Below are 25,668 nucleotides of genomic sequence, written 5' to 3'. Positions count from 1 at the left end.
CTTACGGCGCCTGCCCCGCGGCCTTCACCGCCGCCTTGTCGATCGCCTTCTTCAGCGCCTCGTAATCCGAGAAGTCCGTAAATTTCACCCCGTTGATGAACAGCGTGGGCGTGCCTGTCACGATCGCTTCGGCCTTCTCGTTATGCGCGTTCACTTCTTCGGCGTACGCTTCGGAAGCGATGTCCTGCCGCAGCTTGTCGTAATCGACCGGCAGCCCCTCGCTCTTCGCCAGATCGACGAGAAAGTCCTCCGTCGCCCAACGGACGGTCTCCGCCCCTTGATTCCGGTAGATCGCGTCGTAAAACTGCCAGAACGCCTCGTTGCTCTGCCGATAGATCGACTGGCCGGCCATCGCCGCCGCGAACGAATCCGGGCCGATGATCGTATGATTCATGAAGTAGAGAGCCGCCTTCCCCTGATCGATATAATCCCGCCGAAGCCGGGGCTTGATCTGCTCGCTGAAATAGCGGCATGCCGGGCACTTGAAATCGCCGAATTCGACGATCTTGACCGGCGCGTTCGCCTCCCCGAGCACGGGCAGCTCCCCGTAAGCGAATTCGACGGGCTTCGGCTTCGGCGCGTACGCCGCGGCCAGCGCGAGGAGCGCGACCGCGGCGAGGCCCGTCAGCAGGATGAGCCCTTTCATCCGCGACTGCCGCTTGAGGAGCGCCGCTTCCCTCCGGCGCTTCCGATCCAGCTTCTCCGTTGCTTTGTCCGAATGAACCGCCATCGCCATCGTCCTCGCCTCCCTTATTCGCGTCTCGTTATCTCGGCCAGCGCCGCTCTGCCGGCGGCAGCGCCGGGAACGGGGCATGCGGCTCCGCCTGATACCAGTAGGCCACCGAAGAGACGTCGTCGGTCCGCTCGAACAGCCCGCGGCTGTTATGCCCGATCTGCTGGATCGTGACGCGAAGGTCGTTCTCGAACCGGATCGGATCCATCAGGTGCCAGCGGTACAGCCCGTGCATCGGCACGCTGTCCTCGCCGAAGATGTCGCTGCGCGTCGTATCCGTCTTCGAATAATACGGATAGCCCATATACGGCGTATTGTACGGCACCTCGACGATTTTGCCGTCCCGCTTCTCGTAGAAGCACCAGGCACCGCCGAAGTAATCCTCGGTGCCCGTCCCGCAAATCGTCGGCCACTCCTCGTCGCCGTCCATGAAGAATTTGATTTCGCCCTCGCCCCACCAATAACGCTCCAGCGCCGCCCAGGCCAAATAAGTGCCGATATAATGGCCTTTGCCCTTCACGTTGTCGAGGATCGTGTAGTCCACGCCCTCCGTCGTTATATTCTCCCTCCGCCACTGCGCGTGGAAGTAGCCGGCTTCCTCCGGAATCCGGTCGACCAGCGTGTAATTGAATTGATAAAAAAACCCGCCGATGTCGGCCGCGTGCTGGTTCTCGACCGTAATTTTGGCCGATTTGCCGAACGGCATCGGGAAGTAGCAGTTCATGCCGCCCGTCGGATTGACGACGATCGGCAAGGAGTTAACGATGCTGCGGGCGCCGAACCCGTTGCAGAAAAAGTCGCCGAGCGGCACTTCGACCGATGGCGTCGCTTCCCCGTCCCAGTACATGCGGAGCACCAAATCCCGCAGCACGAAGTAGCCTTTATCGGTCCGGTCGGTCACCGTCATCCAAAATTGCTGGATGACGCCGGGGCCGTCCACCTCCATCAGTATCACCGTATCGCCTTGCGGCAGCGTGATGCACGGCCGCCCTTTCCGGCCGGCGCCCAGATTGCTCGCTTCCTTGCCGCCTCCGCCGGCCTCTCCCTTCGGATTTTCCGCGCTGATCGAGCGCGTCTTCCCGTTTGTCATAAGCGGCGCCGTGGCCAGCCCGAAGCCCAATCCTTGATTTTGCAGCATCGTTTCGTCCTCCTACATATTGAGATGGGATGTGTTGCCTTGCGGAACGTCGCGCGCGCCGGACCGTTCCCCGCCCGTTACGGCCTGATAGTCGCTATGCTTGAAGCAGAGCACTTGATGGTCCGGATTCAGCTGCAGCATGCCCGGCGGCGTCGAGCGGCAAATCTCTTTGGCGTAGACGCACCGTCCGGCGAATTTGCAGCCGCCGAGCCCGTACTCTTTGCTTTCGAAATCGAGCAGCGCCATATCCCGGTCCCACTTTTTGCCGACCCGCGGAATGGAGTCGAGCAGCAGCTCCGTATACGGATGCGCCGGGTGGTTCAATATTTCCTTCGCCTTGCCGAATTCGATCAGCTTCCCTCTATACATGGTCGCGATATAATCGCTAACGTAGTAAGCCGTGGACAGGTCGTGCGTAATATAAATGAAGTTCACGTTATATTCGTCCTTGAGCTTCTTGAACAGGTTCACGACGTTCATCCGAAGGGACGCGTCGATCATGGCGACCGGTTCGTCCGCGACGATGAGCCGCGGCTTCGGGATGAGCGCCCTGGCGATCGAGATCCGCTGCAGCTCCCCGCCGGAGAACTGGTTCGGGTATTTGCCGGCGACGCCGGCAAAGTCGAGGCCGACGGACTTCAGCACGTCCGCAATGATCGCCTTCGCTTCCTGCCTGGTGGCCGCGACGTCAAGATTAAGCGCCGTTTCGTACAGGTACGTATCGACGGTCTTCTTCGCGCTGAAGGTCGAGAACGGATTTTGAAAGATCGGCTGCACCTTTTGCAGAAACGCCTTCCTCTGCTTCCGCTTGGCGTAATGGGACAGCGGCGTTCCTTCGATGACGATGTCGCCGAACGACGGCGCGAGCAGGCGAAGCACCATTTTGGCGAGCGTCGTCTTGCCGCAGCCGGATTCCCCGACGATGCTCATAATTTGCGGTTTGTCTCCGGGCAGCGTCAGGTCGAGCCGGTCCACGGCCGTTATTTTGCTCCCGAGCAGCATGCCGCCGATTTTGAAATGTCGCGACAGATTGCGGATTTCCAGTAGGTTCGTCGTCAAGAAACAACCTCCTCCACGCTTTGGCTTCGCGCCGCGCCGGGCGCGCCCTAATGCAATAAATGGCAGCTGGCGTAATGATCGTCCCCCACGCCGACCCGCTCGGGCGCCACCAGGCGGCACAGCTCCGCCGCATGCGGGCATCTGGCGGCGAACCGGCAGCCGGCGGGCGGATTCCGCAAGCTCGGCGGCGTGCCCGGTATGCCTTCCTTCTGGCTGTTGTCCCCGATTTTCGGAAGCGCATTGATCAGCATTTTCGTGTAAGGATGCTGCGGGGCATTGAAGATTTGATCCGTAGGGCCGACCTCGATCATTTGGCCGGCGTACATGATCCCCATCCGGTTCGTAATTTGATAGTGCACCCCCATGTCGTGGGAGACGATGACCATCGCGTTTTTGAGCTTCTTCTGCACCTGCGACAGCATCGTCAGAATTCCGCGCTGCACGACGACGTCGAGCGCGGTCGTCGGCTCGTCGGCGAGCACGATGCCCGGATGCAGGAAGGTCGCCAGCGCGATGAGCACCCGCTGCCTCATGCCGCCGCTCAGCTGATGGGGATACGCCTTCAATACTTCCGGCGGCAGCTCCAATTCCTTCAGATACGCCTCGATTTCCTGCTCGAGCCGTTTCTTGTCCTTCACGGCGTGATACTTGCTGATCGTATCGAAAAACTGGCTTCGCACCTTCGCCACCGGATTCATGACGTGCATGGCGCCCTGCGGCACGTAAGAAATATCCTTCCACCAGCTCTTGTGAATGCCGCCGTTGCGATAGACGACCGGCTCGCCCTTCTTATCCAGCGAATGAAGCTCGACCGAGCCCGACGATATTTCGAGCGGGTAGCTGATCAGGTCGTACATGACCTTGAGCAGCGTCGATTTGCCGCAGCCCGATTCGCCCGCGATGCCGAATATTTCGTTCCTGCGCACCTCGAAATCGACGCCGTCGACCGCCTTCACGTACCCGGTCAGCATGTTGTACCGCGCGCTTACCTGGTTTAATTTCAGCATGTCACTTCCCTCTCCTTAACGCGGAATATTGCTGATAGCCCGTCATGACCAGGAACAGGGCGATGAAGATGAGCGCGATCGCGGCGACCGGCGAGCCGATCCACCACCAGCGCCCTGCCAGCATGGCCTGATGCTGGTTCGCCCAATAAATCATCGTGCCTAGCGTCGCCTGCTCGTTGCTGGACATCCCGATGACGGCAAGTCCCGATTCGGCGCCGATCGCCACGAGGATCGTATTGATGAAGTTCGCGACGGACCAGCCGGCGACGAACGGGAATATTTCCTTGACGATGATCTTCAGCGTGCTTTGGCCCGAGAAGAGGGCGGTGCTGATGAAGTCGCGTTCGCTGAGGGAGAGCGCCATCGAGCGAAGCTGCCGGGCCGGCCACGGCCAGTTGAAAATAATGAGCACGGCCGCGATCATGAGCAGGGATGCTTTGCCCTGCATGAGGCTTCCGAGCAGGATCAGGATCGGGAGCGTCGGAATGACGATGAACGAATCGGTCAGCACGGTGATCAGCCGGTCGGCGAAGCCGCCCTTGAAGCCGGCCCACAGCCCGAGCAGCGCGCCGATCAAGGTGGCGAAGAATGCGACGAGAATGCCGATGAGGAACGAGTTCTGCACGGACTTGGCGAGCAGCCAGAACGTATCCTGGCCCAGGTTCGTCGTGCCGAACGGATGCTCGCCGCTCGGCTTCAAATTTTTCAAATACGTTCCCCATTCGATCGGGTTCACCGGGGAGAAGAGGGGAACGACGAAACCGAGCACGATAAATGCCGCTAAAATGACAACGCCCAGTCTAAGGCGGAAATTCCAATGCTTCACTTCCTATTCACCCCCATCGTTCGAAAGCGTTCGCTTACTTATATCGCACCCTCGGATCAAAGAACGGATACAGAAAATCGACGATGAACGTCGCCCCGGCGACCGCGACGATGGAGATCGTGATCGTCCCCATGATCAGGTTGTAGTCGGCCTGGAGAATCCCCTGATAGATGAGGGTGCCGATGCCCGGATAACCGAACAGTATTTCCGTAATTAAAGCGCCGTTGAAGATGGACCCGACCTGCAGCGCCAGCATCGTAACCTGCGGCAGCGCCGCGTTCGGCAGCACGTACTTCGTCATGATCTTTCGTTCGCTGAGCCCCTTGAGCCGGGCGAATTGCACGTAATCCTCCTCCGCGATGCCGGAGGACAGCGTCTTCATGCTGATCACCCACCAGCCGGTGCCGACCAGGATCATGGACAGCGCGGGCAATATGGAGTTGTAAACGATGCTTCGAATGTGCTCCCATGTAAACCCTTCGCCTTGAAAGGTCGCGGTGAGCGGAAATATCGGGAAGATATAGGACAGCAGCATGATGAGAATGAGCGACAAAATATAGTACGGGATCGGATAGATGACGATGGACACGCCCTCCAGCGCCTTGGAATACGCCTTGTCCTTCCGAAAGCCGGCCAGCAGGCCGACGACGTTGCCGATAAGCCAGGCGATCAGGGTCGAGATGAGCAGCAGCCCCATCGTCCACGGCAGCGCGCGGGCGATCAATTCATTGACCGGGATCGGGTAGCTGGCAAGCGAAGGGCCGAAATCCTGGGTCAGAATGACGCGCTTGACGAACCCGAAGTATTGCTGCAGGACCGACCCTTCGAGACCGAACGATTCGTTCAGCGTCTCGCGCAGCGTCACGATCGCCTCCGGCTCCATGAACGCCTGGTTCGCGGTCATCTTGCCGATCATCGCCTCCACCGGATCGGAGGGCATGAAGCGCGGCACGAAAAACACGGTCGTAATCCCGATAAAGACAACGAGAATAAACGTCAGCAGCCTTGTGAGCAGAAACTTATAAAATCCCATAGAACGGCATCTCCCCGCCTTCCTCTCTTGTAGGAAGCATGCCGGGCCGGTTCGGCCCGGCATGCGCGAAAGCAGAATCCAGGCGATACGCCCGCCTTATCTTCCCGTAGGCTTCAGGTGAGGCGTGTAAAATTTAAACTGCGACCACCACCACCACGGGCCTTCGAACGCGTCCTCGGACGTTTGGTAGCCTTCCCAGTAATACGTGTCGACCGGCACGAACTTCGACGTGCCGAACATCGGCAGGAACGGAATGCCCTTGACGAATTCCTGATTGATTTCCGTAATGTTCCGAACGACCTTCGGATCGTCCGGCTTCAAGCCGTCGAGCTCGTCGAGCAATTCGCTCACCCGGTCGTTCGCCCACCGGTTGCGGTTGCCCGGCGCCTGCTCGCCGATCGGCACGATGTACTGCTTGTGCCAGCCGGTCATGTTCGCCGTCGTATCGGGCAGCAGGCCGCAGGCCGGCCAGTAGGAGCCGATCTCGAACGCGCCCGTCGACTCGCTGTCCCAGAAGGAGGCGCCTTCCATCTGCTGCACGTTGACGTCGATGCCGCCCTTTCGCCAGGAATCGGCGACCGCGAACGCCAGTCTCATCGACTGTACCTCGAAGTTGGCGGGCGCGTTGATCGTCATGGTCCACGGCTCGCCGCTTGGCAGCAGCCACTTGTCCCCGTCCTTCTTGAACCCGTTCTTCTCGAGCAGCTGCGCCGCCTTGTCCGGATCGTACTTCCACCAGCCGACGCCGAACGTGTCGGCGATCGCCTGCGGATCCGTCGGCAAGCCTTCGATGCCTTGCTGCTTCAGCATATCGACGATGCCTTCCGCGTACGTCTCGTCGAACGGCTTGTAGCCGTCCTCCAGCTGGAAGTCCTTCAGCCAATCGAGCATCGGCTTATGGTACGTCTCCTGCAGCACCTGAATCGGCGGCAGCTGGATCGGGGACACCCGCAGCATGCCTCCGAACGTCGCCATCGAGACGTTCTTGATATCCGTCATGAGCGCGAGCGCCCAGCGGACGTCCGGATTGTCGTACGGCTCCTTCGCCGTATTGAAGGACATGCCCCGCTCGCACGGATCGTCCATCGTCGCGTACGGGAATTCCTGGTACCACGCCCTGGCGTACTCGTTCTTCTGCTTGAGCACGTCCCAGCTCTCCGGCGTAATATCCTGCAAAATATCCATGTCGTGCTGGATCATGCCGATAATCCGCTTCTCTTCCGGTCCGAAATATTTGAAGAGGATGTACTTCGGTCCGGGCTCGCCGACCAGCTTGCCGATGTCGCTCTTCTGCCAATCCTCGCGCTTCTCCCAGAGGAACCAGTTCCCCTGCGGGTCCCGCTTGGACAGCTTGTACGGTCCGACGCCGATCGGATCCGGGAATTTGAACGTCGCGGGATCCTCGTTCTCCCAAATATGCTTCGGCATGACCCGGAAGTTGTTGCCCCAGATGACGACGCCGAGCTTCTGCGACAATCGGGTCTCGGGGTTCACGGTCTCCACTTCGATCGTATAATCGTCGATCGCCTTCATGCTTTTCACGAGGCTGGTGTAGTACCCGTTCCAGCCGAGCTCCTTCGTCTCCGAAATCATCTTGGACGTGAACTCGACGTCGTGCGCCGTGAACGGCGTGCCGTCGGACCAGGCAAGCCCTTCCTGTACCTTGAAGCGGAACTTCGTGTTCGTGTCGTCCAGCGGCTCCGGGAACGTCGCGGCCAGATCCGGAATTTGCGTGCCCTTCTGCGTGTCGATTTCCCACAGGTTGGAGAACATCAGCTGATGCACGCCCGCGTCCATGGCGACGGCTCCCGGCACGTACGGATTGAACCGTTCCGGATCGGGGCTTCGTCCGCCCAGGATGTCGACGATCAAGGTCTCGCTTCTCGGCGTGCCGACGTCCGTCATCTTGCCGCCTCCGCCGCCCCCGGCGGCTTCCGTGCCGGCGGGCTCGTTGCCTCCGTCCGCGCCGCCTCCGCCCGCGCCGCCCGTCGGCTCCGGCCCGTTATTGCCCCCTCCCGTACATGCCGACAACAGTACCGCCATGAGCAACAATCCGGTTGTAAGCCTTTTCATTTTGCTCATTTGCTTTCCTCCTTCGATCAGGATAGGCAAATTGTAGCACGGCCTTCATTCGAAAAATTGGAATAAACTTTGATTTCTTTAAGAATCATTGGGTGTTGCGCGCCCCGTCTAGAATGCCTTCTGAAACTCCTTCGGGCTCATATGCTCGATGCTCTTGAACACCGTGCTGAAGTACGCCGCGTCCTGGAACCCGACCATCTCCGCCACCTGGTACACCTTCAAATCCTTCTGCCTGAGAAAATCCTTCGCGATCCGAACCCTGACCGCGTTCAAATATTCGCTGAAGGACAAATTCGTATGCTTCTTGAATTGCGAGCTGAAATACCACGGATTCAAATAGACGGCGTCCGCGACCGTCTTGAGCGAAAGATCCGACATGTAGTTCATTTCGATATAGCGGATGGCCGACTGGATGTACTGCGGATTGCGGTTCTCGTCGTTCATGCACATGACGATCGCCATCAGCTCTTTTTTGAGCCACGCCAATAACGCCTGGAGCGTAGACGCGTTATGCAGCTCCTGCGCGATATCCGATTGCCTGCCGGCGTAGAGCCCGGAGCCATGCTCCTTCTGCATATGCTCCAAGTAGACGAGCTCGCTTAACAATTCCCGCTTCAGGCGCGCCGGATCAAGCAGCAGATCGAGCCGGTACAGCCGGTGCAGCGCCGCTTCCACGTACTTCCGCATTTTATTCGCGTCGGCCCCGGCGTAATAGTTCCCTAACTCCTTGCCCGATAAATAAGCGCCGACGGCGAAGCCCTTCTGCAGCTCCAATAGCTTCAGGAACCGGTCATGATCCATCTCGGCCGACAGCTCGTTGAATCGCATGAACTCGTTCATTCGGCTGCAGACGGCATAGGCGTCGGCAATGCCTCTTGCGCCCGGTTCAACGGCGTAAAGGCTTGAATACAGCTTGTAATTCTGCGTCCGCATATGCTGCCGGTAAGCTTGCAGGTGCCGCTTGACCGTCGCCGGGTCGGCTCCGCCCGAGAATAGAACGACGCATTCGCCCTCGCGGACGACCGTCTCCGGCGACGCGCCGTCAAAGCGCCAGCTTGCGATATGCCGTTCGATGCTGGCCTCCGGCAGCGGGTCCTCGCCTCCTTCGCCGGCGACGACCGCCATCAGCATGCCGGCATGCCGCTCCGAGCCCTCCGGCATCTCGCCCTTGCCCGCGAGCAGCTTCTCCAGCTGCTCCTTGCGCGACTGCTTCTCGAGCGCCTGCCCTCTCTCCTTCGCCTTCTCTTCGATTTTTTGCATCATGTCGATGACCGTCCGGTAGTGGCACGGCTTCAGCAAATAATCGAAGGCGCCGTCCTTCATCGCTTGCCGGACATAATCGAAGTCGGCGTGGCCGCTCAGGATGACGACGGATATGTCGGGGTAGGCTCGGCGAATTTCCCGTGTGAGATCGATTCCATTCATGCCGTGCATTTTGACGTCGGTAATGACCGCGTCCACCTTCGTTTCCCGCAGCAGCCGAAGCGCTTCCTGCGCGCTCTGCGCCATGCCCGCGATTTCGTGTTCGGGACAATGCTTTGCAAAAATATGGCGAAGACCGTGCAGCACCGCCTTCTCATCATCGACGACGACGATTCTCATCTTAACGCTCCCCCTCCGCATGAGTCGATCAGGCTTCCAATACATCGGTCCGCCACGGTTCCTCCTGAAGCGGCTCCGGTTTTTTCCTCAGCTTGACGATGATGCTCGTTCCCTTGCCGATGGCGCTTGCTATCGTTATTCCGTCCTCCTCCCCGAATCCGTATTTGATTCTTTGCCGCACCAGATGAATGCCGAGACCTCCTTCCCTGCCCTTGTCCATGGACGGGGCCAGCAGCGACGCCACCTGCTCGCTCGTCATGCCTACCCCGTTGTCCGCCACCTCGAACACGAGGTCGTCCTCCTCCATGAAGCCGCGAATCGTAATGGCTCCGTCCCGCGACATTTCCTGAAAGGCGTATTTAATCGAGTTTTCGACCAGCGGCTGCAGCAGGAGCTTCGGTATTCTCATGTCCGCCATGTCCTTGTCGATGTCGAATTCGTAGTGCAGCTTGTTCTCGAACCGCATGCCCTGGATCTTCAAGTAGTTGTCCAGCTGCTCCATGTCTTCGGCGACGGTGACGAACTCGTTGCTGTGCGAGATGGAGTAGCGCAGGATGTTCGACAGCGACAGGATCGCGTCCCCGATCTCCTCCTCGTCCTTCACGACGGACATCCAGTAAATCATATTCAGCGTGTTGTACAAGAAATGAGGATTGAGCTTCGCTTGCAGATTGACGATCTCGGCCTTCCGGTAGCTCAGCTGCTGATTGTACACCGTCTTGATCAGGCCGTTCACCTTCTCCACCATGTAGTTGAAATGGCGGGTGATCACGCTGAATTCGTCGTTGCCGACGTCCTCGACGATGACGTTCAGCTTCCCCTGCTGAATGCTTTCCATGCCCTTCATGATTTTCTTCAGCGGAACCAGGATCAGACGAAGGATGACCCGCGCGAAAATAAAAATAAGGACGAGCACGAGCATTTCCATCAGCAGCATGATGCGGTTAACCTGATTCACGCCCTTCGTAATTTCCGTGTTCGGCACGATGCCGATCAACTTCCAGCCCTGATAGTCGAGCGCGTAGTCCACCCGCGTGCCGGAGAGCCGCTCCAGCGCGGATGCGTCCCGGTTGACGAGCCTGCGGTCCTTCGCGAAGAGGACGGTCTCCCGATTCACCAAATAGACGCTGCCGCTCTCTCCCAATTTCACGTCGTTCAGCTGATCGTGGAAATTGTCGTTCAAGTCGACCCGGAGCACGCCGAGCGGATCGTCCCCGTCGTACATAAGCGTCATCATCGAAATTTGACGCGACTCCGCCTGCACGGTCCAGACGACGCCTTCCGGCCGGTTCGCCGGATCGGCGCTCAGCATCCGCTTCGTTTGTTCGTCCGTCTCGAAGACCGCCTTCGTGTAGAAGAGATTCATGGGCGCGTAGCCGACCGGAAAAATATAAATGTTGTCGATCATCTCGAGGTCCGGCAGCCGGACGATTTGCCGCGCGATTTGATATTTGGCGATCTGATAGTTGATCCGGTGGCTCTTCAAATCTTTCAAATAGTTTTTGATCACCTGGTTGTTATGGATGACCTTCGCGTTCTCGTCGATCTGGCGGTACTGAAGATCGACGCGCTTGCCGATTTGACGGACAGTCTCCTGGAAATAAGCTTCCGTCTGCCGCAGCATGATCGAGTCGATCCAGTGCTGGAACACGCCCATCTGCAGCGTGATCAAGGCGGCCGAGATGACTAGAAACGCCAAAATGATTTTGTGCTTCAGCGAGCGGATTCTGATCCGGTTCATCATGGGCATCCATCCCGATCGGTCATTTGTTGGCGAACATGGAACAGACAAAAAGCCTCCCGTTTCCTGCGCCCGATCTATTCGTTCGTAGGTGTTGCGGGAGGCCCGAAGCACGATCCGGCAGCTCGCTTCCAACCTTCGACAGGCGACAGCGGCGACTCGCATCGGCAATTGCTATGTAGTCGAAAGCACATGAATAATGCGATGATTGCGCTTTCACTTTAAGGGTAAAGTTATTATAATCCATAATCCGCGACTCTATCAATACGAGAATCGATAAGCAAGATTTTATTTTTACTCGGCTAGCGATTGGGCGTCAAAACGCGTTCTCGCCGCTTCGACAAGCGGAAGATTCGCGGCCGCCCATGTTTTCAGCTGCCGCATAAACGGCAGCAGCGATTCGCCGAGCGCTGTCAAACGATATTCGACGGCCGGCGGCACCGTCGGATGGATGTCGCGCTCGATCAATCCGTCCCGCTCCAGCTGCCGGAGCGTTTGCGTAAGCATCTTTTTGGAAATGCCCTCGATTCTTCGCGAAAACTCGCCGTAACGAACCGGACCATCCTCCATGGCGTAAATGACAAGCACGACCCATTTGCTCGAGATCATGTCCAACACCAGGCTGTAGCTGCATTTCGCGACGGATATATCCGGCGTGCGCGGCATTCGTTGTGCCATGCCATTCCCTCCTCGGCTAACTGGTTACTTAAAAGTTCCTACTTACTTAATTTTAGTTCATGTATTATCGTGTGTCTATACAACGAATAAAGGAGCGATTATCTATGAAAGCTTATGAAATCCAAGGTGAGCTTCGCCTAGACCAAGTTGCCTTAACCGAACGCCCTACGCCGGTTCCCGGTCCTAATCAAGTGCTGGTGCGCATACGTGCCGTATCGCTGAATGCCCGGGATTTGGGCGTCATCGGCGGCTTTTATGCGCCGGACCTGCCGCTTCCCTTCGTTCCGGCATCCGACGGCGTCGGCGAAGTGGTCGAAACAGGAGACCGCGTATCCCGCTTCCGCATCGGCGAACGCGTAAGCGGGATCTTCGCGCAGCAGTGGCTGTCCGGCGAGCCGCTCCCTGCCTATTCGAGCAGTACCCTTGGCAGCCCGCTTCCCGGCGTGCTTGCCGAATACGCCGTATTCGATGAAGACGGGCTCGTAGCCGTACCCGCCTATCTCTCCGATGCCGAAGCGGCCGCGCTTCCTTGCGCCGGCGTCACGGCCTGGCACGCCATCGTTTCGGAAGGCGCGGTCAAGGCCGGCGACACGGTCGTCGTGCAAGGCACGGGCGGCGTCTCCCTCTTCGCCCTTCAGTTCGCGAAGCTGCACGGCGCCGTCGTCATCGTGACCTCGAGCAGCGATGCGAAGCTGGAACGCGCGATCGCACTGGGCGCGGATTACGGCATCAATTACCGGGACCAGCCGGACTGGTCTCAGGCCGTCCTGGCGCGAACGGACGGCCGGGGCGCGGATCATGTGCTGGATTTGGGCGGCGCCTCCACTTTGAATCAATCGATCGCCGCGGTGCGCTTCGGCGGGCGGGTAAGCGTGGTCGGCATTCTATCTGGCATGCAGGCCAACGCCGTCCATTTGATCGCGATCATTCAGAAAAAAATCAGGCTGCAGGGCATCAACGTCGGCAGCCGAGAAATGTTCGAAGCGATGAACCGGGCGCTCGCGGCCAGCGGACTTAAGCCGGTCATCGACCGTGAATTCCCGTTCGAACAGGCGGTCGATGCGCTTCGCTACTTGGAGAAAGGCGCGCATTTCGGCAAAATCGTCATTACTGTCCCTTAATGGGGCCGGGGCCGACCCGTTATCCCGTCCGCAAGGAGTATGGCAGCGCGGCACCGAATACTAAAACGGAGGCGCGTAAGGAAGCCGCAGACGAGAAACGGAGGACGACCGCATGAGAACCGAACGGGAAATGATGAACACGCTGCTGGACTTTGCCAAGAACGACGAACGGATCCGGCTGGCTACGCTCGAGGGGTCGCGGACGAACCGCAACATCGCGCCCGACGCTCTTCGGGATTACGATATTTCGTATTTCGTGACGGATATGGAGAGCTTCAAGCAAAGCGACGAATGGCTGGACGCGTTCGGCGAGCGCATTATGATGCAGAAGCCGGAGGATATGGAGCTGTTTCCTCCGGAGCTGGGCAACTGGTTTTCCTATCTCATCCTGTTCGAAGACGTCAACAAGGTAGACCTGACCTTGATCCCGGTCGGCGAGACGGAGCAATATTTTCGCGATAGCGACGGCTTGGCGGAGGTGCTGCTGGACAAGGACGGGCTGATCGAAGACGAAGTGATCGCAAGCGATCGGCAATACTGGATCAAGAAGCCGACCGCCAGAGCTTTCGACGATTGCTGCAACGAGTTCTGGATGGTGTCGACTTATGTCGCCAAAGGGCTCGCAAGGAAGGAGCTGTTGTTCGCCATCGACCATTTGCACGAAGTCGCGCGGCCGAATCTGCTGCGCATGATGGCATGGCGGATCGGATGCGAGCACGGCTTCGCGTTCAGCGTCGGGAAAAACTACAAATTCATCGACCGTTATCTTCCGCCGGAGCATTGGGAGGCGCTGCTGTCCACCTATACCGGGCACGACGTTGAAGCCGTGTGGCGCGCTCTCTTCGAATGCCATGAATTGTTCAGGACGTATTCGAAGGCCGTGGCCGGGACGCTCGGGTATTCGTATCCGAATTACGACGGCGTCGTTACGGCCTATATCGGGAAGCTGCGCGAAGAATGGGGCTGAAGCGCCCCAATCGGACGGGAGAATCGATTGTATAGAAAAATGCCCCGAAAGTGCGGTTCGGAACCGTTCTTTCGGGGCATTCCTTCTTCTATTCCGACCGCTCCAGCAGTCCTTTGTTTTGTCGAAATTCGCTCGGCGACATCTGAAAGTAGATGGCTAATCGTAGCTCCGGACAGGACAGTGTGCCACGGAATGGACTAAGAAAGCCGGTATCGGCAACCTGTCGCAGCCCCCAAACCCGCGTCCGACGCGGCCTCTCAGCGCTTGCTCTCTGCGAGCTTCGGGGCAGTTTCCTCTCCCTGCCATAGAAGCCGCATTTCCTCGCTCGTTTTCAGCAGCTCGGACAGGCTGCCTTCCGCCTCGATTCGGCCGTCCTTCAATACGATGATATGATCGGCCTTCGACAGCGCGGCCCGCCGATGGGATACGGCGATACAAGTCATATCGCGTTCCTTGAACAATCCGTCCCATACCTTCTGCTCCGTCTCTATATCGAGCGCGCTGGACAGATCGTCAAATATATACAAATCAGCGCCCGTCATCAGCATGCGGGCAGTTGCGGCCCGCTGAATTTGACCGCCGGACAGCATGACGCCTCTTGGGCCGACGAATGTCTCCAGACCTTTATCCAGATCTTGAATGTCCTTATCCATAACGGATAAGTGAATCGCGCGTTCAAGAGCGAGCTCGCCGTCTTTCTTGCCTACCGCTATATTTTCCCTTAGCGTATCGCTGAACAAGCGCGGAACCTGCGGCGTATACGCGGCATAGGGCGGCATCAGAAAGCTCGCCGGGTCAACCTCCTGGCCGTTCCAGCGAATCATGCCCTGCTGCTTGGGCAGCAGCCCGAGCAGCGTCCTTACCAGCGTCGATTTGCCTGAGCCGATACGGCCGGTAATGACGAGGAACTGGCCTCGCTTCAGTCTGAGATGAATATTCTCGATCCCGTTGTCCGAATTCGGATAACGATAAGTCAAGCCGCTTACTTCTAATTCACTCAGCTTGTCTCGATCAACCCGTAAGGTCTCAGGCTGTGGAGGCGGGTCCTTATGGAGATACGTTTCCCGAAACTCCATGATGCGGTCCTCTTCGCCGGATCTGAACAGCTTCCGCATCCGGTCGAACGAAACCTTTAGCCGCTTATGCTGAAACACCATATAACCGAACAAAGAGATGCTGTATCCGATATTCATCAAGTAGCTTGTAAATAACGCAAAGTCGCCTACTGTAAATTGGCCGGCCTTCATCTCCGCCGCGCACATGAGTAAAACAAGCCCGGTGCTAATGCTCAGCACATGCTGGCTAAGCGATTTCATCCACTGCTTGAACAAATCATCCTTGAGCGCCGCCTGACGGCGGCTTTCGTTCAAATGCTCGAAACGTTTGGAGACATGCTCCTCAGCCTGCCCAAGCTTCAACGTCTGCACCGCTCCAAAGGTCTCTGCGATGAAGCTCGTCACTTTCCCTGTCGCCTCGCGATTCTGCTTGCCGTAGCGGCGGGCGCGGTTCCCTGATAAATTGTTGATCAGCGTCACCAGCCCGAACGGGAGCAACGCAACTAGTGTGATCTGCCAGTTGATCGAGGCCATAATGCCGACGGACATGACGCCGAACACGAGCATTCCCCAAAAGTCGACCCAGGATTCCACATATTCGACGGCTTCATTAACGTCATCCCGAAACCGGCTCATCGCCTCGCCCGGCGACGCCGGCAGATTCCTTCCCGGCCAACGCATAATGCCGGCCAGCATGTTCGTGCGCAAGATCGCATGAATATGATAAATATAAGTAATCCACTTATAAAATGCCGCGAAAAAAACGCCGACTCTTGCAAGCCTGACAACCGAGATAAATACAAGCGGCGCGGCAAGCCACATAAACGCCGAGCCCTCGACAGCCACCCTGTCAAAAAAATGCTGCATGCCGAGGCCGATCAGCAGCGGCAGCGAATGAAAGGCGCACCACAACACGCCATTCACAAGAAACAAGGCCAGTCTGAATCGAAAGAGCCTTCCGATAAATCCGGTGATGGTCATGCAAGCTCCTCCTCTCGTCCGCTATGCAGCAGCTTGGCATAATGCGATGCCGGATTCGCCGCCAGTTCTTCCCGATTTCCGAATTCCAATAGCCGGCCGTCGCCAACGACCATAATTTTATCCACCTGCTCCAAGGTAGCGAGACGATGAGCAATGATGACGCCCGTGCTGTGCTGCAGCAATTGATCCACCCCGGTTTGCAGCATCGCTTCCGTTGCGGCGTCAAGCCTGGAGGAAGGTTCATCCAGAACGATCAAGCTCGGTCTCGCAAGAAATACTCTGGCAAGCGCGAATAGCTGCGCTTCTCCTGCCGACAGCGACGAGCCGCCCGACGACAAATGCGTATCCAGCCCTTCCGGCTGAGCCAAAATCCAGGGACGCAGACCAAGCTGTTCAATCGTCTCCATAATGGACGCGTCGGACACGTTCTCGTTGAACAAGGTCAAATTGTCGCGCAGGGTGCCGTCGAACAATTGAACATCCTGCGTCACCATGCCGACCCGACGGTACAGCGCCGGCAATGCGAGCTTCGTTATATCAACCCCGCCAATGCGGATAACGCCGCTGTCCAGATTATAGAGGCGAAGCAGCAATCGACTAAGACTGGACTTCCCGCTGCCTGTTCGCCCAATGATGCCGAGGCGCTCCCCCGGCTGCAGCGAGAACGATATATTTTGCAAAACCGGTTTATCCTTGTTGTAGCTGAAGCATACTTGTTCAAACTTTAGACTGAGCGCACCCTCTGGCAGCCGCTTCTCTTCGCCGTCCATGATCTCCGTGCGCTGTGAGAGCAATTCCCGGGAACGAAGCATACCCGACTTTGCCTTTTGGAATTCCTGCACCTGATCGCCAAGCCTTTCAATGGGATCATTCAGCATTTGCGTATATTGGTAGATCAAATACAGCATGCCCAAGCTGATCTCGCCAAGCATATAGGAACGAACGCCCAGCAGCATAACAGCCGTCACCGCCAGCGCAAACAAGGCAACCGTCACATTAAATGGCACAACCCGAAGCATCCATGCTTTTCTCCCTTTCAGAAAGACGGCGCGCATGGAACGGAAGAAGCGATTCATAACGTAAGGGACATGCCCGTTCGCCTGCACATCTTCGATGCCGGCAATCCGCTCTTCGATCAAGCTGAACAGGGCGGCGCTTGCTTCACGATCTTTACTGGAAGACTGGACGCCGACATTGCGGATGATCATCATCGCCAGAACGGATAGAAGCGTAAACGCCGTCATCACAACAGCGATCGGCACATTGACCGTGTACATAAATCCGAGAATCCCGGTGAGCAGCACGAAGCTGCCGATGACTTGCACAATAAACATGGCAAAAAAATTAGAAATGCTGGACACGTCTCCGTCAATGCGCTCGATCATTTCGCCCGGCGTCTTCCGGTTATGGAACCGCATATCGAGCCGCAGGCAATGCTTCAGCAAATCGCCGCGAAGCCGATTCGTCGTGCGCCAAGACACATCGCTCCCCAAATAAGTGACCGCGACCCCTAGCGACTGATTGACGACGGCGAGTACAAGAAACAAGGCCGCAAGCTCCAGCAATTCTGCTACTCCCCCGCTCCCCGCCGCCGTATCGATAAAGCGCCCAATGACTTGCGGATTCATCAATTGCAGCCCCGTCGTTCCGAGCAGCAGGATGAACAGCAGGAAGATCCGCCCCTTAACCGGCTTCATGTAACGCAGCAGCCATAGCGTAGATATCTTCTGTTGGTCACCCATGGCATCCGCCCCCTTCTCATTAGCAATAATGAATAGTTTATTTGATATTTGGCCGTACCGCCAGATAAAAAACATTTATAATCATAGTCGAGAAGACTCCCTCTTCAACGAAGTAAGCGGGAGATATGAAGCCATCGGATAGCCTAATCCACGATTTGCCCGTTAGGGTGAAGTTCTTAGGAATCCCCTTTTAAACATTAATATTGATTTTAAGAAGGGGTAGTTCAAAATTGGAAAAGATCAGCGCTTTGATTGACTCCTGTTCGAAGAAAAGACTTGCTGCCGCAAAAGCATATTTGGCTCTGTATTGACGTAAAAGCACAAAAATACATCGCCAAATGGCTGTATGCATTTGGCGATGTATTCATCAGTAAAGCGCTGTTCCCTCTCGTTGCCATGTACTTCAACGGCTTCTACAAGTTTGTCCGCTTTTCCTCTTCCCCCGTCGCCATTTCGATCTCGGAAGCTTGGCGGCTTAGAAATTGTCAAACCGAATCATCTGCACTTAGTCCTAGAGCACGGCTATATGCTGAAAGGGCATCTTCTTTGTCTTTGGTGAGCTGATTAGCCATTAACCAATCCATTAAGTTATTTCGCTCATCAAATATGTGAATCTGCATATCCCAAGTCTACTCAGACAGCTGTATTTCCGCTAACGGGGTAGACTTGTTTTATCTAGTTCTTGTCAGAATCTTAGGGCAACCTCGCGTGCTTGTTGAATTGCCTTTTCTTTTATTGCAGGCTCTAGCTCAGGTTTCGCAGCCATACCTTCTACGAATATCGCTTCAAGACTAGGAACTCCAACGAAATCCATAATGACCTTCAAGTGGCGGTGACCCATTTCTAAGTCTGCATCATCCGAGCCTGATGACAAGAAGCTTCCGCTCGCTTGAATATGAACGGCTTTTTTATCACCGAGCAAGCCAACCCGTCCGATATTCGGCAAATAGTTAAAAGTCTTTCCCGCTATGCAAATGGAGTCGATGTAGGACTTCATAACGGGCGGGTACGAGTAATTCCAAATCGGATTAACAAATAAGTATTTGTCAGCGGCAACAAATTGGTCGACCAACTCTCCGATACGGCTTAGTTTCATTTTCTCCGGTTCGGTTAACTTTTCAAATGCAACACCCTCTTTCAGCTTTCCCCATCCACTAAAAACATCTTTATCAAGTTGCGGTATATCCCTCTTATACAGATCAAGATGGATCACTTCGTCATATGGATGTACTGATCGATATGCCTGTACAAACTCTTTACCTACTAACATGCTGTATGATTTTTCTTCATCGTGCGGATTTGCCGTAATATATAACACTGTTGCCATAATGAAAATACCCACTTTCACTTTTTTAAAAGCGATGATTCAGAGGGGCTAATTCCTGCAGACACGGTTACAACTTGTCTTGTGGAGACGTTTAATCGATTCCAGAGGTTGGCCGTTGCGATCCCGGCGATTAGGGTGGCCAGTGCCGCCACATTGAAGTGTCGGGCTGCCTCGTTCGATTAGAACCCTCTGTGGCTCTTTACTATGCTGACGAATCGACCCTCGGGAAATGTGACTGCATTTTACCGAAAAATGAAAAACAACGCATGTTTGGTACGCTGTCACATTGCAGAGATTGGATTCGTCAGTATCTATAGAGGTGTTTTACTTCTGTACGAAGGGGTTTGGATAATGAGCGAACAGGTTTGGTTGGCAGATACATTCGAAGCGCACCGGAAGCACCTTCGGGACGTGGCTTATCGAATGCTCGGATCTTTGAGCGAAGCGGAGGACGCGGTACAGGAGTCTTGGTTTCGTCTTAGTCGTGCGGATGCAAGAGTCATTGAGAACATAGGAGGATGGCTGACCACCGTTGTTTCACGGGTATGCATCGACATGTTGCGATCGCGTAAATCCAGGCGCGAAGAATCTATAGAAGCTCAGTTGCCCGAAACTTTCGGAAGCCAAGCGAATGTAATCGATCCCGAACAAGAAGCCATAATGGCTGACTCCGTCGGTATTGCACTACTGTTCGTACTTAGTAATTTAAAGCCAGCGGAACGGATCGCGTTCGTGCTGCACGAAGTTTTTGCCATGCCCTTTAAAGAGATTGCTACTATTATAGGAAAGTCGGAGATGGCAACAAGACAACTTGCGAGCAGGGCCCGTCACCGGGTTCGTGGAACGAAAGCAACGCCGGAAATCGATATTGCTCTTCAACGCGACGTTGTTCAAGCTTTTCTTAATGCAGCACATGCAGGCGATTTCGATACTTTAGTTGCTGCGCTCGATCCAGACGTTATTCTTCGTGACGATCGTCAATCTGGATCCACTAGAGTAACACGAGGTGCGATTGCTCTAGCGAAACAAGTTTCGGGACGTGCACAGAAGACTGCAGAACTAGCCCTCGTAGACGGAACCGTAGGAATCATTGTGGCTCCCCTTGGCCGGTTACTCTATGTACTCCAATTTACGATGAATCACGGAAAAATTACTGAAGTCGACTTGATCTCCAATCCTGAACGCATAAGCCAGCTTGGTCTAGCAGTGTTGAGCAATTGAACACAGTTACGGAAAAACGGGCCTTTTCACCCTAACGACCGAGCGGAATGCGCCATGACGCTTCGAATGAAAGACTGCAATTCTTCTATTAATAGTTTTGCAGCTTGCGAAGCCATGCACCTATAGCACGAGGCTGTTGCATTTGCGCAACAGCCTCGTTACGATCCAGTTGGTTCATCGAATGGTTGTTCATTTTCGTGAAAAGAGTTTTTCATTTCCAAAATCAAATACCGCTTTCATCAAATCGTGCCGCCCGCTTCTCCGGTTCTCCACACACCGTCGTAATGCCGACTAAATCACACTGTGGCTCTTTTAATAAATAGGCCGGACATATTGCATCACTTGAAGGGGCTCCGCTTTTCGTTGTACTTATAAACCTTATACCTTCAGGATGCCGCGAAAACCCCTGGCACCATAGTAGGATTCTGCTCCATTATGGTACACAAAAACAGTGTCGTAGCGGCGGTCACAGAAGATGGCCCCGCCGAGCTTTCTAATAGTAGCAGGTGTTTTCACCCAGCTCGATGTTTTCATATCGAAATTTCCGAACTCCTGCAGCTTCCGGTATTGTTCTTCCGTTAATAGCTCAATGCCCATGTCGGCAGCCATATTCACAGCGCTGTTTGCCGGTTTATGTTCTTTCCTTGACTCCAGCGCTTCACGGTCGTAACAAACGCTTCTGCGGCCTTTAGGACTTTCCGCTGAACAATCAATAAAGATGTATTCGTCCGTCTTCCTGTCATGACCAACAACATCCGGTTCGCCGCCGGTTCCTTCCATTTCATGGATCGACCACAATTTTTCAAGATTAGCTTCGAGCTTTGCTTTTACAACAGCCCATTCAAGGCCTTCATGGCGGTTCATGTTTTTTTCAAAACGACGTTGTAACGTTACAAGCAGTCCTTCACGTTGTTCTGCTGACAATTCCTTCTTTGTCATATGAAATTCCCCCTCAGATATAGGTTTTGCTCCAACAGAAATCATTATTTCCAATTTCCAAGAGAGCATTATGGCTTGAAAAACCGGAACGTTAGGTGTAGTAGAGAAGGTAAAGCATCAGCGCAGGTATATAATAACTTGGACACTTTTGCGATAAGTCCTGTTTTTTCTTTCCGTTCCCGTTCCAAAGGGACAATAATCACGGTGACGGCGGCAAATCCTTAAGAAGCTGGGAATCAGGATCAGGATAGCACGCACTTCTTTTTTCATTGTGTCAAACAAGAGGTGAATGGAGGTGCCATCCACCACCTGCGAAAGGGCTGTGTATCCGTATGTCTAGCCAAGCGAAATGCCTGCGATAGTGCAGCCTTGTAGCCATCGATTGGGCAGCCGGAAGAAATGCCTGCGTTGGTGCAGGCATTTCGAGACGAGAGCTCCCTTTTTTGCTTACCAAACGAGAAAAGATGCACATTCGCAGGCATTTGCTCCGCTGCACGCATGAAGCGCCAAAAAGCCTGCACTTCCGCCACAATCGCAGCCTTCTCGCTTTCCTATCGGTGCTGATGCGCTGCCTCTCCTTAGGCGGCTGGATGATGCCTCCATTTGCCGAGGAATTCGGTATCCCCGTCACCTCAGCGCTTCGTCGAACGCCCGCTCGATACGGTCGGCCTTCATCGACACCGCGAATAACACGAACCGCCCCTTCGCCTTCAGCACATGCTTCTCGACAAGCGCGTACTCCTCCGGGCGATAGTCTTTAAATTTGGCGATCTGCGCTTCGATGTGTTGCCCGATGTTGGTCAGAACAAGCTCGGCGTCCTTCTCGTCTTTCAGCTTGATGACGGCCAGCTCGTCCGCCTTCACATTGGACGAAGCCGTATACAGGATGAAGTCCTCGACTACCTCCGCTTCGATCCGATACAGCTTCTCCAGCTTCTCCGAATCTCCTTGCTTCATATCGGGAAGGGAGACCGTCTGCATAATGCGCCTCCCCGCTTCGGCGGCCGTGAGCCGTTCGAGGGACTCGCCGTTACCGTTGCCGTTGCCGGAGCCGGAGCAAGCGGCCAGCATTCCCGTCATGGCGGCAATGGCAAGCAGTATCGTTACATATTGCTTCATCTTGGTTCACTCCGTTAAGTTCATAATCGAAGGGTCGGCAAAAAACGTGTTCGTATTGTAAAGGATGAGCATGTCATCGTAATGCCGCTCTTGTACGAGGCTCGTCAGCGACTCGCCGTAATAGCGAAGATCGACGACGTCGATCTCGGCGAAGTGCTCCGTCAAGAACGGAATGAGGCTATTGGCGTACGAATCCTTGACGACCAGCAGCTTCTTCCCTCCCGGGACTGCTGTCGCGATTCTTAGCAAGGCGTGGTTGCCGTTCAGGAACACAGCGTATTTATCCTTCTTGCTTAGCTGATCGAGCGCGTACAGCGTATCCGCGGTGAGGCCTTCATCGACATATTTCACTTGGATGAAGCTCTCCTCTCTCGGAACATAGAGATCGATCCGGTCGGGTGGCAGATGGCGGAAGCCGCTTTTCGAATGAAGCGACCCATAGAACGTATCGGTCGCTTGCCGGATGTCGAACGCTTCCTCGTCTTTCGGCGTAATTCCCATCAAGTCGCATAACGCCCGATAAGCGAAATAAGCGCCTTTGGTCGTCCAGTGATGATCCGTTCTGTAGTAAAGGTACGCCTCCCGCTCGGCATCCAGCGCCGAGTAGACGTCCACGAACGGAATGCCGGGCCCGAGCGCCTCCCGAACCCGGTTCAGCGCAGCCCGTTCGTCGCCGACCGGCGCGAAGGCCGGCAGCTTATCGCGATGCAGCGCTGCGGCGGTCGGTACCAACATAACGTACTTGCGAAGGCCGGGCGTCGCGCGGTTGAACGAACGAATCGCCGAAGCCCTGCCGGCAATCTCCTCGTTCGTCGGCGCTTCGAAATGCTGGATAAGAACGTTATCCTCTCCCAAATAGACGCCGTTGCTGTCCCGCTTGCCCATAAGCCGATCCGTGTCGGTCTTGAGCCCGATCCAGACGTCCCGCAGCGCGAATTGATCGGTTGCATAGTCCTCGTAATCGGCGGCAAACGTTCCCGATAAGAACGATCGCAGCGTAAGAGCCGGAAGGCTCTCCAACACCCGGTTTTCCGATTCCGAGAATGACCGGTCGGGCGTCAGGAGGTTGGCAGCGGCCATCGCGCCCACGAATACGAGCAGCGCTAACGCCGTTATGGACCGAAGCTTCGCGTCGCGTCCTTGCAATGACATTCCCTCCCTCAGAACCGAAAGTATAAAAACGGATTATAGGATTCGTTGACCAAACAGGCCGTCGACAATACCAAGGCGACGACGTGCAGCGCCAAAACGGCAAGCCCGCCTCCCCGCTTCCACCGGGTTTGCAGCCGCTCGATCGCCTTCCGGGGATAGGGCGTCGCGCATACAGCCGCCAGCGCAAGCAAGCCTCCGCTCGTCCACAAGTCGTACATCGCATGGCGATCGGCCATGCCGTGCGCGTCGAAGCCGAATAGCGTTCCGACGAACGTCCATGCGGCGGGCAGCTGCTCGTATTCGAACAGCACCCAGCCGACGACGACGACGAGCAGCGTGTAGACATGTTTTACCCCGCTCGGCCAGCGTTCCATTCTCTTCAACAGAAGAAGCTTCTCGGCCGTCACGAACAAGCCGAAATACAAACCCCACGCAACGAAGTTCCAGCTCGCGCCATGCCACAAGCCGGTTAACAGCCATACGATCAATAGATTGCGAAGCTGCTTGCCGAGGCCGAGCCGGTTGCCGCCAAGCGGGATGTAGACATATTCCCGGAACCAGGAGCCGAGCGAAATATGCCATCTGCGCCAAAATTCCGTAATGCTCTTCGCGATGTAAGGATAGTTGAAGTTGGCCGGCAGGTCGAAGCCGAACATCTTGCCGAGCCCTCGCGCCATATCCGAATACCCGCTGAAATCGAAATAAATTTGCAGCGTGAACGCCACGATGCCGAGCCATGCGGAGAGAACGGTCACCTCCTCCACCGGCGCCGCCTTCACGCTCGTCCATAGCAGCCCGGCATTGTTGGCGAGCAGCACCTTTTTGGCGAGTCCCCGGATGAATAATTCCGCGCCTTCCCCGAATCGCGCTAACGTCACATTACGGGAGACCAGCTGCCCTGCGACTTCTCCGTATTTCACGATCGGTCCGGCGACGAGCTGCGGGAACATCGCGACGTAGGTGCCGAAGGCGACGATATTGCGCTGCGCCTGCGCCTTGCCGAGGTAGACGTCCGCCACGTAGGACATCGTCTGGAACGTATAGAACGAGAGGCCGACCGGCAGCGGAAGATCGGCCGCCTGCAGCTGCAGGCCGAATACTCCGTTGACCTGCTGAACGGCAAAATCCGCGTATTTGAAAAAGCCGAGTATCGCCAGATTGCCGCCGATCGAGCCGATAAACACGGCTCCGGCCAACCGTTTGCGCTGCCTGTATCGGTCGATTAGGAGCCCGTTGACGTAATCGAATACGGTGGAGAACACCATAAGCGCGATATAGACCGGCTCCCCCCACGCATAGAAGAAGAGGCTCGCGGAAAGCAGAACGGCGTTTCTCAGCTTCTTGGGCGACGCGTAGTACGCGAGCAGCGCCGCGGGCAAAAATTGAAACAGAAAGATCAGGCTGCTGAATACCAAGGTCCGTTTCCTCCCGTACCGTTACTGCGCGCCGCTGCGCCGATCCAGCTCGTCCTTCAAGTAATCCAGCAAGATCGGATAAAATTCCGCTTGAAAATGAATGCCGTCCGCATCGTACAGATCGGCATGCTCGGCCGTTAGCGGCGACAAATCGACGTAGCCTACATCCTCCCTGGCCGCCAGCTCCTTCAGTCCCTCGTTGTAATCGCCGATGTTCCGGTAACGGGGTTCCTTTCGCGTCGCTTCTTCCGTAACCGGAGTAACCGATAGCAGCGTCACCGCCGCATCCGGAAGCCTGTCCTTGATGCCGTCGATCAATTGGGCGTAATAGGCCAGCGAATAGCTCTTCGGATCGTCGGTCGGCCATAAAAGGTCGTCCGAACCGAGCTGGATAAAGATATGCTCCGGCTTACGCTTGGCCAGTTCCTCCACGTTCTCTAGCGCGAACTGCGCCGTCTTCCCCGCGCCCGCGAGCACGTTCTCCTCGTTCAGCGCGTCATGGTAAGCCAGCCCTTCCGTAATCGAATCCCCGAGAAACACGCTCGTTTCGTACAGGGATGTATAAGCGGCTTGCACCGGCTCGGAGTCGCCGGGCTCCTTATCGATCAAAGCGGGCGGCCGCCCCTCATTGCCGCAAGCCGTCGCCAATAACGCGACGAGCCCGATCAGCAGCATTCCCGTCCCTTTCTTTCCCATCCCTATCACTTCCCCTTTCTGGTTCGAGATTAGA

22 protein-coding genes and 1 pseudogene are annotated in these 25,668 nt (G+C 55.9%); 4 read left to right on the top strand and 19 right to left on the bottom strand.

Features of this window, described 5'->3' with window-relative positions; all coding sequences use genetic code 11:
• Position 1: 1 nt before the first annotated feature.
• The 10 genes from IDH41_RS10675 to IDH41_RS10630 form a co-directional block, all read right to left on the bottom strand.
• Positions 2-736, bottom strand: coding sequence for a DsbA family protein (locus IDH41_RS10675; protein WP_223829623.1), 735 nt, complete (start codon positions 734-736; stop codon positions 2-4).
• A gap of 28 nt (positions 737-764) precedes the next feature.
• On the bottom strand, positions 765-1,871 hold the full coding sequence (locus tag IDH41_RS10670; protein ID WP_190860822.1) for a glycoside hydrolase family 172 protein: 1,107 nt from the start codon (positions 1,869-1,871) through the stop codon (positions 765-767).
• Between the two features lie 12 nt (positions 1,872-1,883).
• Positions 1,884-2,930, bottom strand: coding sequence for an ABC transporter ATP-binding protein (locus IDH41_RS10665; protein WP_223829622.1), 1,047 nt, complete (start codon positions 2,928-2,930; stop codon positions 1,884-1,886).
• 47 nt (positions 2,931-2,977) lie between these two features.
• Entirely contained in the window at positions 2,978-3,937 is a 960-nt protein-coding gene (locus tag IDH41_RS10660) for an ABC transporter ATP-binding protein (protein ID WP_190860820.1), read from the bottom strand.
• Between the two features lies 1 nt (position 3,938).
• On the bottom strand, positions 3,939-4,763 hold the full coding sequence (locus IDH41_RS10655; protein WP_190860818.1) for an ABC transporter permease: 825 nt from the start codon (positions 4,761-4,763) through the stop codon (positions 3,939-3,941).
• Positions 4,764-4,797: 34 nt separating this feature from the next.
• Positions 4,798-5,796 (bottom strand): ABC transporter permease, encoded by a 999-nt coding sequence (locus IDH41_RS10650; protein WP_190860816.1) that lies wholly within the window; start codon positions 5,794-5,796, stop codon positions 4,798-4,800.
• A 96-nt stretch (positions 5,797-5,892) separates the two neighbouring features.
• On the bottom strand, positions 5,893-7,878 hold the full coding sequence (locus IDH41_RS10645; RefSeq protein ID WP_190860814.1) for an ABC transporter substrate-binding protein: 1,986 nt from the start codon (positions 7,876-7,878) through the stop codon (positions 5,893-5,895).
• 108 nt (positions 7,879-7,986) lie between these two features.
• On the bottom strand, positions 7,987-9,480 hold the full coding sequence (locus IDH41_RS10640; protein WP_190860812.1) for a response regulator: 1,494 nt from the start codon (positions 9,478-9,480) through the stop codon (positions 7,987-7,989).
• Between the two features lie 28 nt (positions 9,481-9,508).
• Positions 9,509-11,221 carry a cache domain-containing sensor histidine kinase gene (locus IDH41_RS10635; RefSeq protein WP_190860810.1) on the bottom strand — a complete coding sequence of 571 codons (1,713 nt, stop codon included), beginning with the start codon at positions 11,219-11,221 and terminating at the stop codon, positions 9,509-9,511.
• A gap of 294 nt (positions 11,222-11,515) precedes the next feature.
• On the bottom strand, positions 11,516-11,899 hold the full coding sequence (locus IDH41_RS10630; protein WP_223829621.1) for a winged helix-turn-helix transcriptional regulator: 384 nt from the start codon (positions 11,897-11,899) through the stop codon (positions 11,516-11,518).
• 104 nt (positions 11,900-12,003) lie between these two features.
• On the opposite strand from IDH41_RS10630, the gene IDH41_RS10625 reads away from it, so the two are divergent.
• Positions 12,004-13,020, top strand: coding sequence for a zinc-dependent alcohol dehydrogenase family protein (locus tag IDH41_RS10625; protein WP_190860808.1), 1,017 nt, complete (start codon positions 12,004-12,006; stop codon positions 13,018-13,020).
• A 112-nt stretch (positions 13,021-13,132) separates the two neighbouring features.
• Complete coding sequence (gene ant(6), locus IDH41_RS10620; protein ID WP_190860806.1) at positions 13,133-13,987, top strand: aminoglycoside 6-adenylyltransferase; 855 nt, start codon at positions 13,133-13,135, stop codon at positions 13,985-13,987.
• Between the two features lie 257 nt (positions 13,988-14,244).
• Here the strand turns inward: ant(6) and IDH41_RS10615 are convergent, their stop codons facing one another.
• On the bottom strand, positions 14,245-16,023 hold the full coding sequence (locus IDH41_RS10615; protein WP_190860804.1) for an ABC transporter ATP-binding protein: 1,779 nt from the start codon (positions 16,021-16,023) through the stop codon (positions 14,245-14,247).
• Positions 16,020-17,765, bottom strand: a complete 1,746-nt coding sequence (locus tag IDH41_RS10610; protein ID WP_190860802.1) for an ABC transporter ATP-binding protein — start codon at positions 17,763-17,765, stop codon at positions 16,020-16,022. The genes IDH41_RS10615 and IDH41_RS10610 overlap by 4 nt, the downstream gene beginning before the upstream one ends.
• A 276-nt stretch (positions 17,766-18,041) precedes the next feature.
• Between IDH41_RS10610 and IDH41_RS10605 the strand changes: the two genes are divergently transcribed.
• Positions 18,042-18,329, top strand: a complete 288-nt coding sequence (locus IDH41_RS10605) for a hypothetical protein (protein ID WP_190860800.1) — start codon at positions 18,042-18,044, stop codon at positions 18,327-18,329.
• Here the strand turns inward: IDH41_RS10605 and IDH41_RS31275 are convergent.
• Together IDH41_RS31275 and IDH41_RS10600 are read right to left on the bottom strand one after the other, a co-directional pair.
• Positions 18,308-18,388, bottom strand: a pseudogene (locus IDH41_RS31275) (DNA alkylation repair protein); the annotation flags it as partial. The gene IDH41_RS10605 and the pseudogene IDH41_RS31275 overlap by 22 nt on opposite strands.
• A 62-nt stretch (positions 18,389-18,450) precedes the next feature.
• Positions 18,451-19,092 carry an NAD(P)H-dependent oxidoreductase gene (locus IDH41_RS10600; RefSeq protein WP_190860798.1) on the bottom strand — a complete coding sequence of 214 codons (642 nt, stop codon included), beginning with the start codon at positions 19,090-19,092 and terminating at the stop codon, positions 18,451-18,453.
• 351 nt (positions 19,093-19,443) lie between these two features.
• On the opposite strand from IDH41_RS10600, the gene IDH41_RS10595 reads away from it, so the two are divergent.
• A complete protein-coding gene (locus IDH41_RS10595) occupies positions 19,444-20,313 on the top strand; it encodes a sigma-70 family RNA polymerase sigma factor (protein ID WP_190860796.1) in 870 nt (289 codons plus the stop codon).
• Positions 20,314-20,691: 378 nt separating this feature from the next.
• Here IDH41_RS10595 and IDH41_RS10590 read toward each other — a convergent pair whose 3' ends face one another.
• The 5 genes from IDH41_RS10590 to IDH41_RS10570 all read right to left on the bottom strand — a co-directional run bounded on the left by IDH41_RS10590 (position 20,692) and on the right by IDH41_RS10570 (position 25,634).
• The gene (locus tag IDH41_RS10590) at positions 20,692-21,252 is read right to left on the bottom strand and encodes a DUF4256 domain-containing protein (protein ID WP_190860794.1); all 561 of its coding nucleotides are present in this window, start codon (positions 21,250-21,252) and stop codon (positions 20,692-20,694) included.
• 627 nt (positions 21,253-21,879) lie between these two features.
• Positions 21,880-22,371 carry a DUF4358 domain-containing protein gene (locus IDH41_RS10585; protein ID WP_190860793.1) on the bottom strand — a complete coding sequence of 164 codons (492 nt, stop codon included), beginning with the start codon at positions 22,369-22,371 and terminating at the stop codon, positions 21,880-21,882.
• A gap of 6 nt (positions 22,372-22,377) precedes the next feature.
• Complete coding sequence (locus IDH41_RS10580) at positions 22,378-23,523, bottom strand: DHHW family protein (RefSeq protein WP_190860792.1); 1,146 nt, start codon at positions 23,521-23,523, stop codon at positions 22,378-22,380.
• 8 nt (positions 23,524-23,531) lie between these two features.
• Entirely contained in the window at positions 23,532-24,938 is a 1,407-nt protein-coding gene (locus IDH41_RS10575) for an MBOAT family O-acyltransferase (RefSeq protein WP_190860791.1), read from the bottom strand.
• A 21-nt stretch (positions 24,939-24,959) separates the two neighbouring features.
• Positions 24,960-25,634 (bottom strand): GDSL-type esterase/lipase family protein, encoded by a 675-nt coding sequence (locus IDH41_RS10570; RefSeq protein ID WP_223829620.1) that lies wholly within the window; start codon positions 25,632-25,634, stop codon positions 24,960-24,962.
• Positions 25,635-25,668 lie beyond the last annotated feature (34 nt).

This window comes from Paenibacillus arenilitoris (genome assembly GCF_014705655.1).
Classification (GTDB): domain Bacteria; phylum Bacillota; class Bacilli; order Paenibacillales; family Paenibacillaceae; genus Pristimantibacillus; species Pristimantibacillus arenilitoris.
This window is presented reverse-complemented; position numbering and strand designations above follow the sequence as displayed.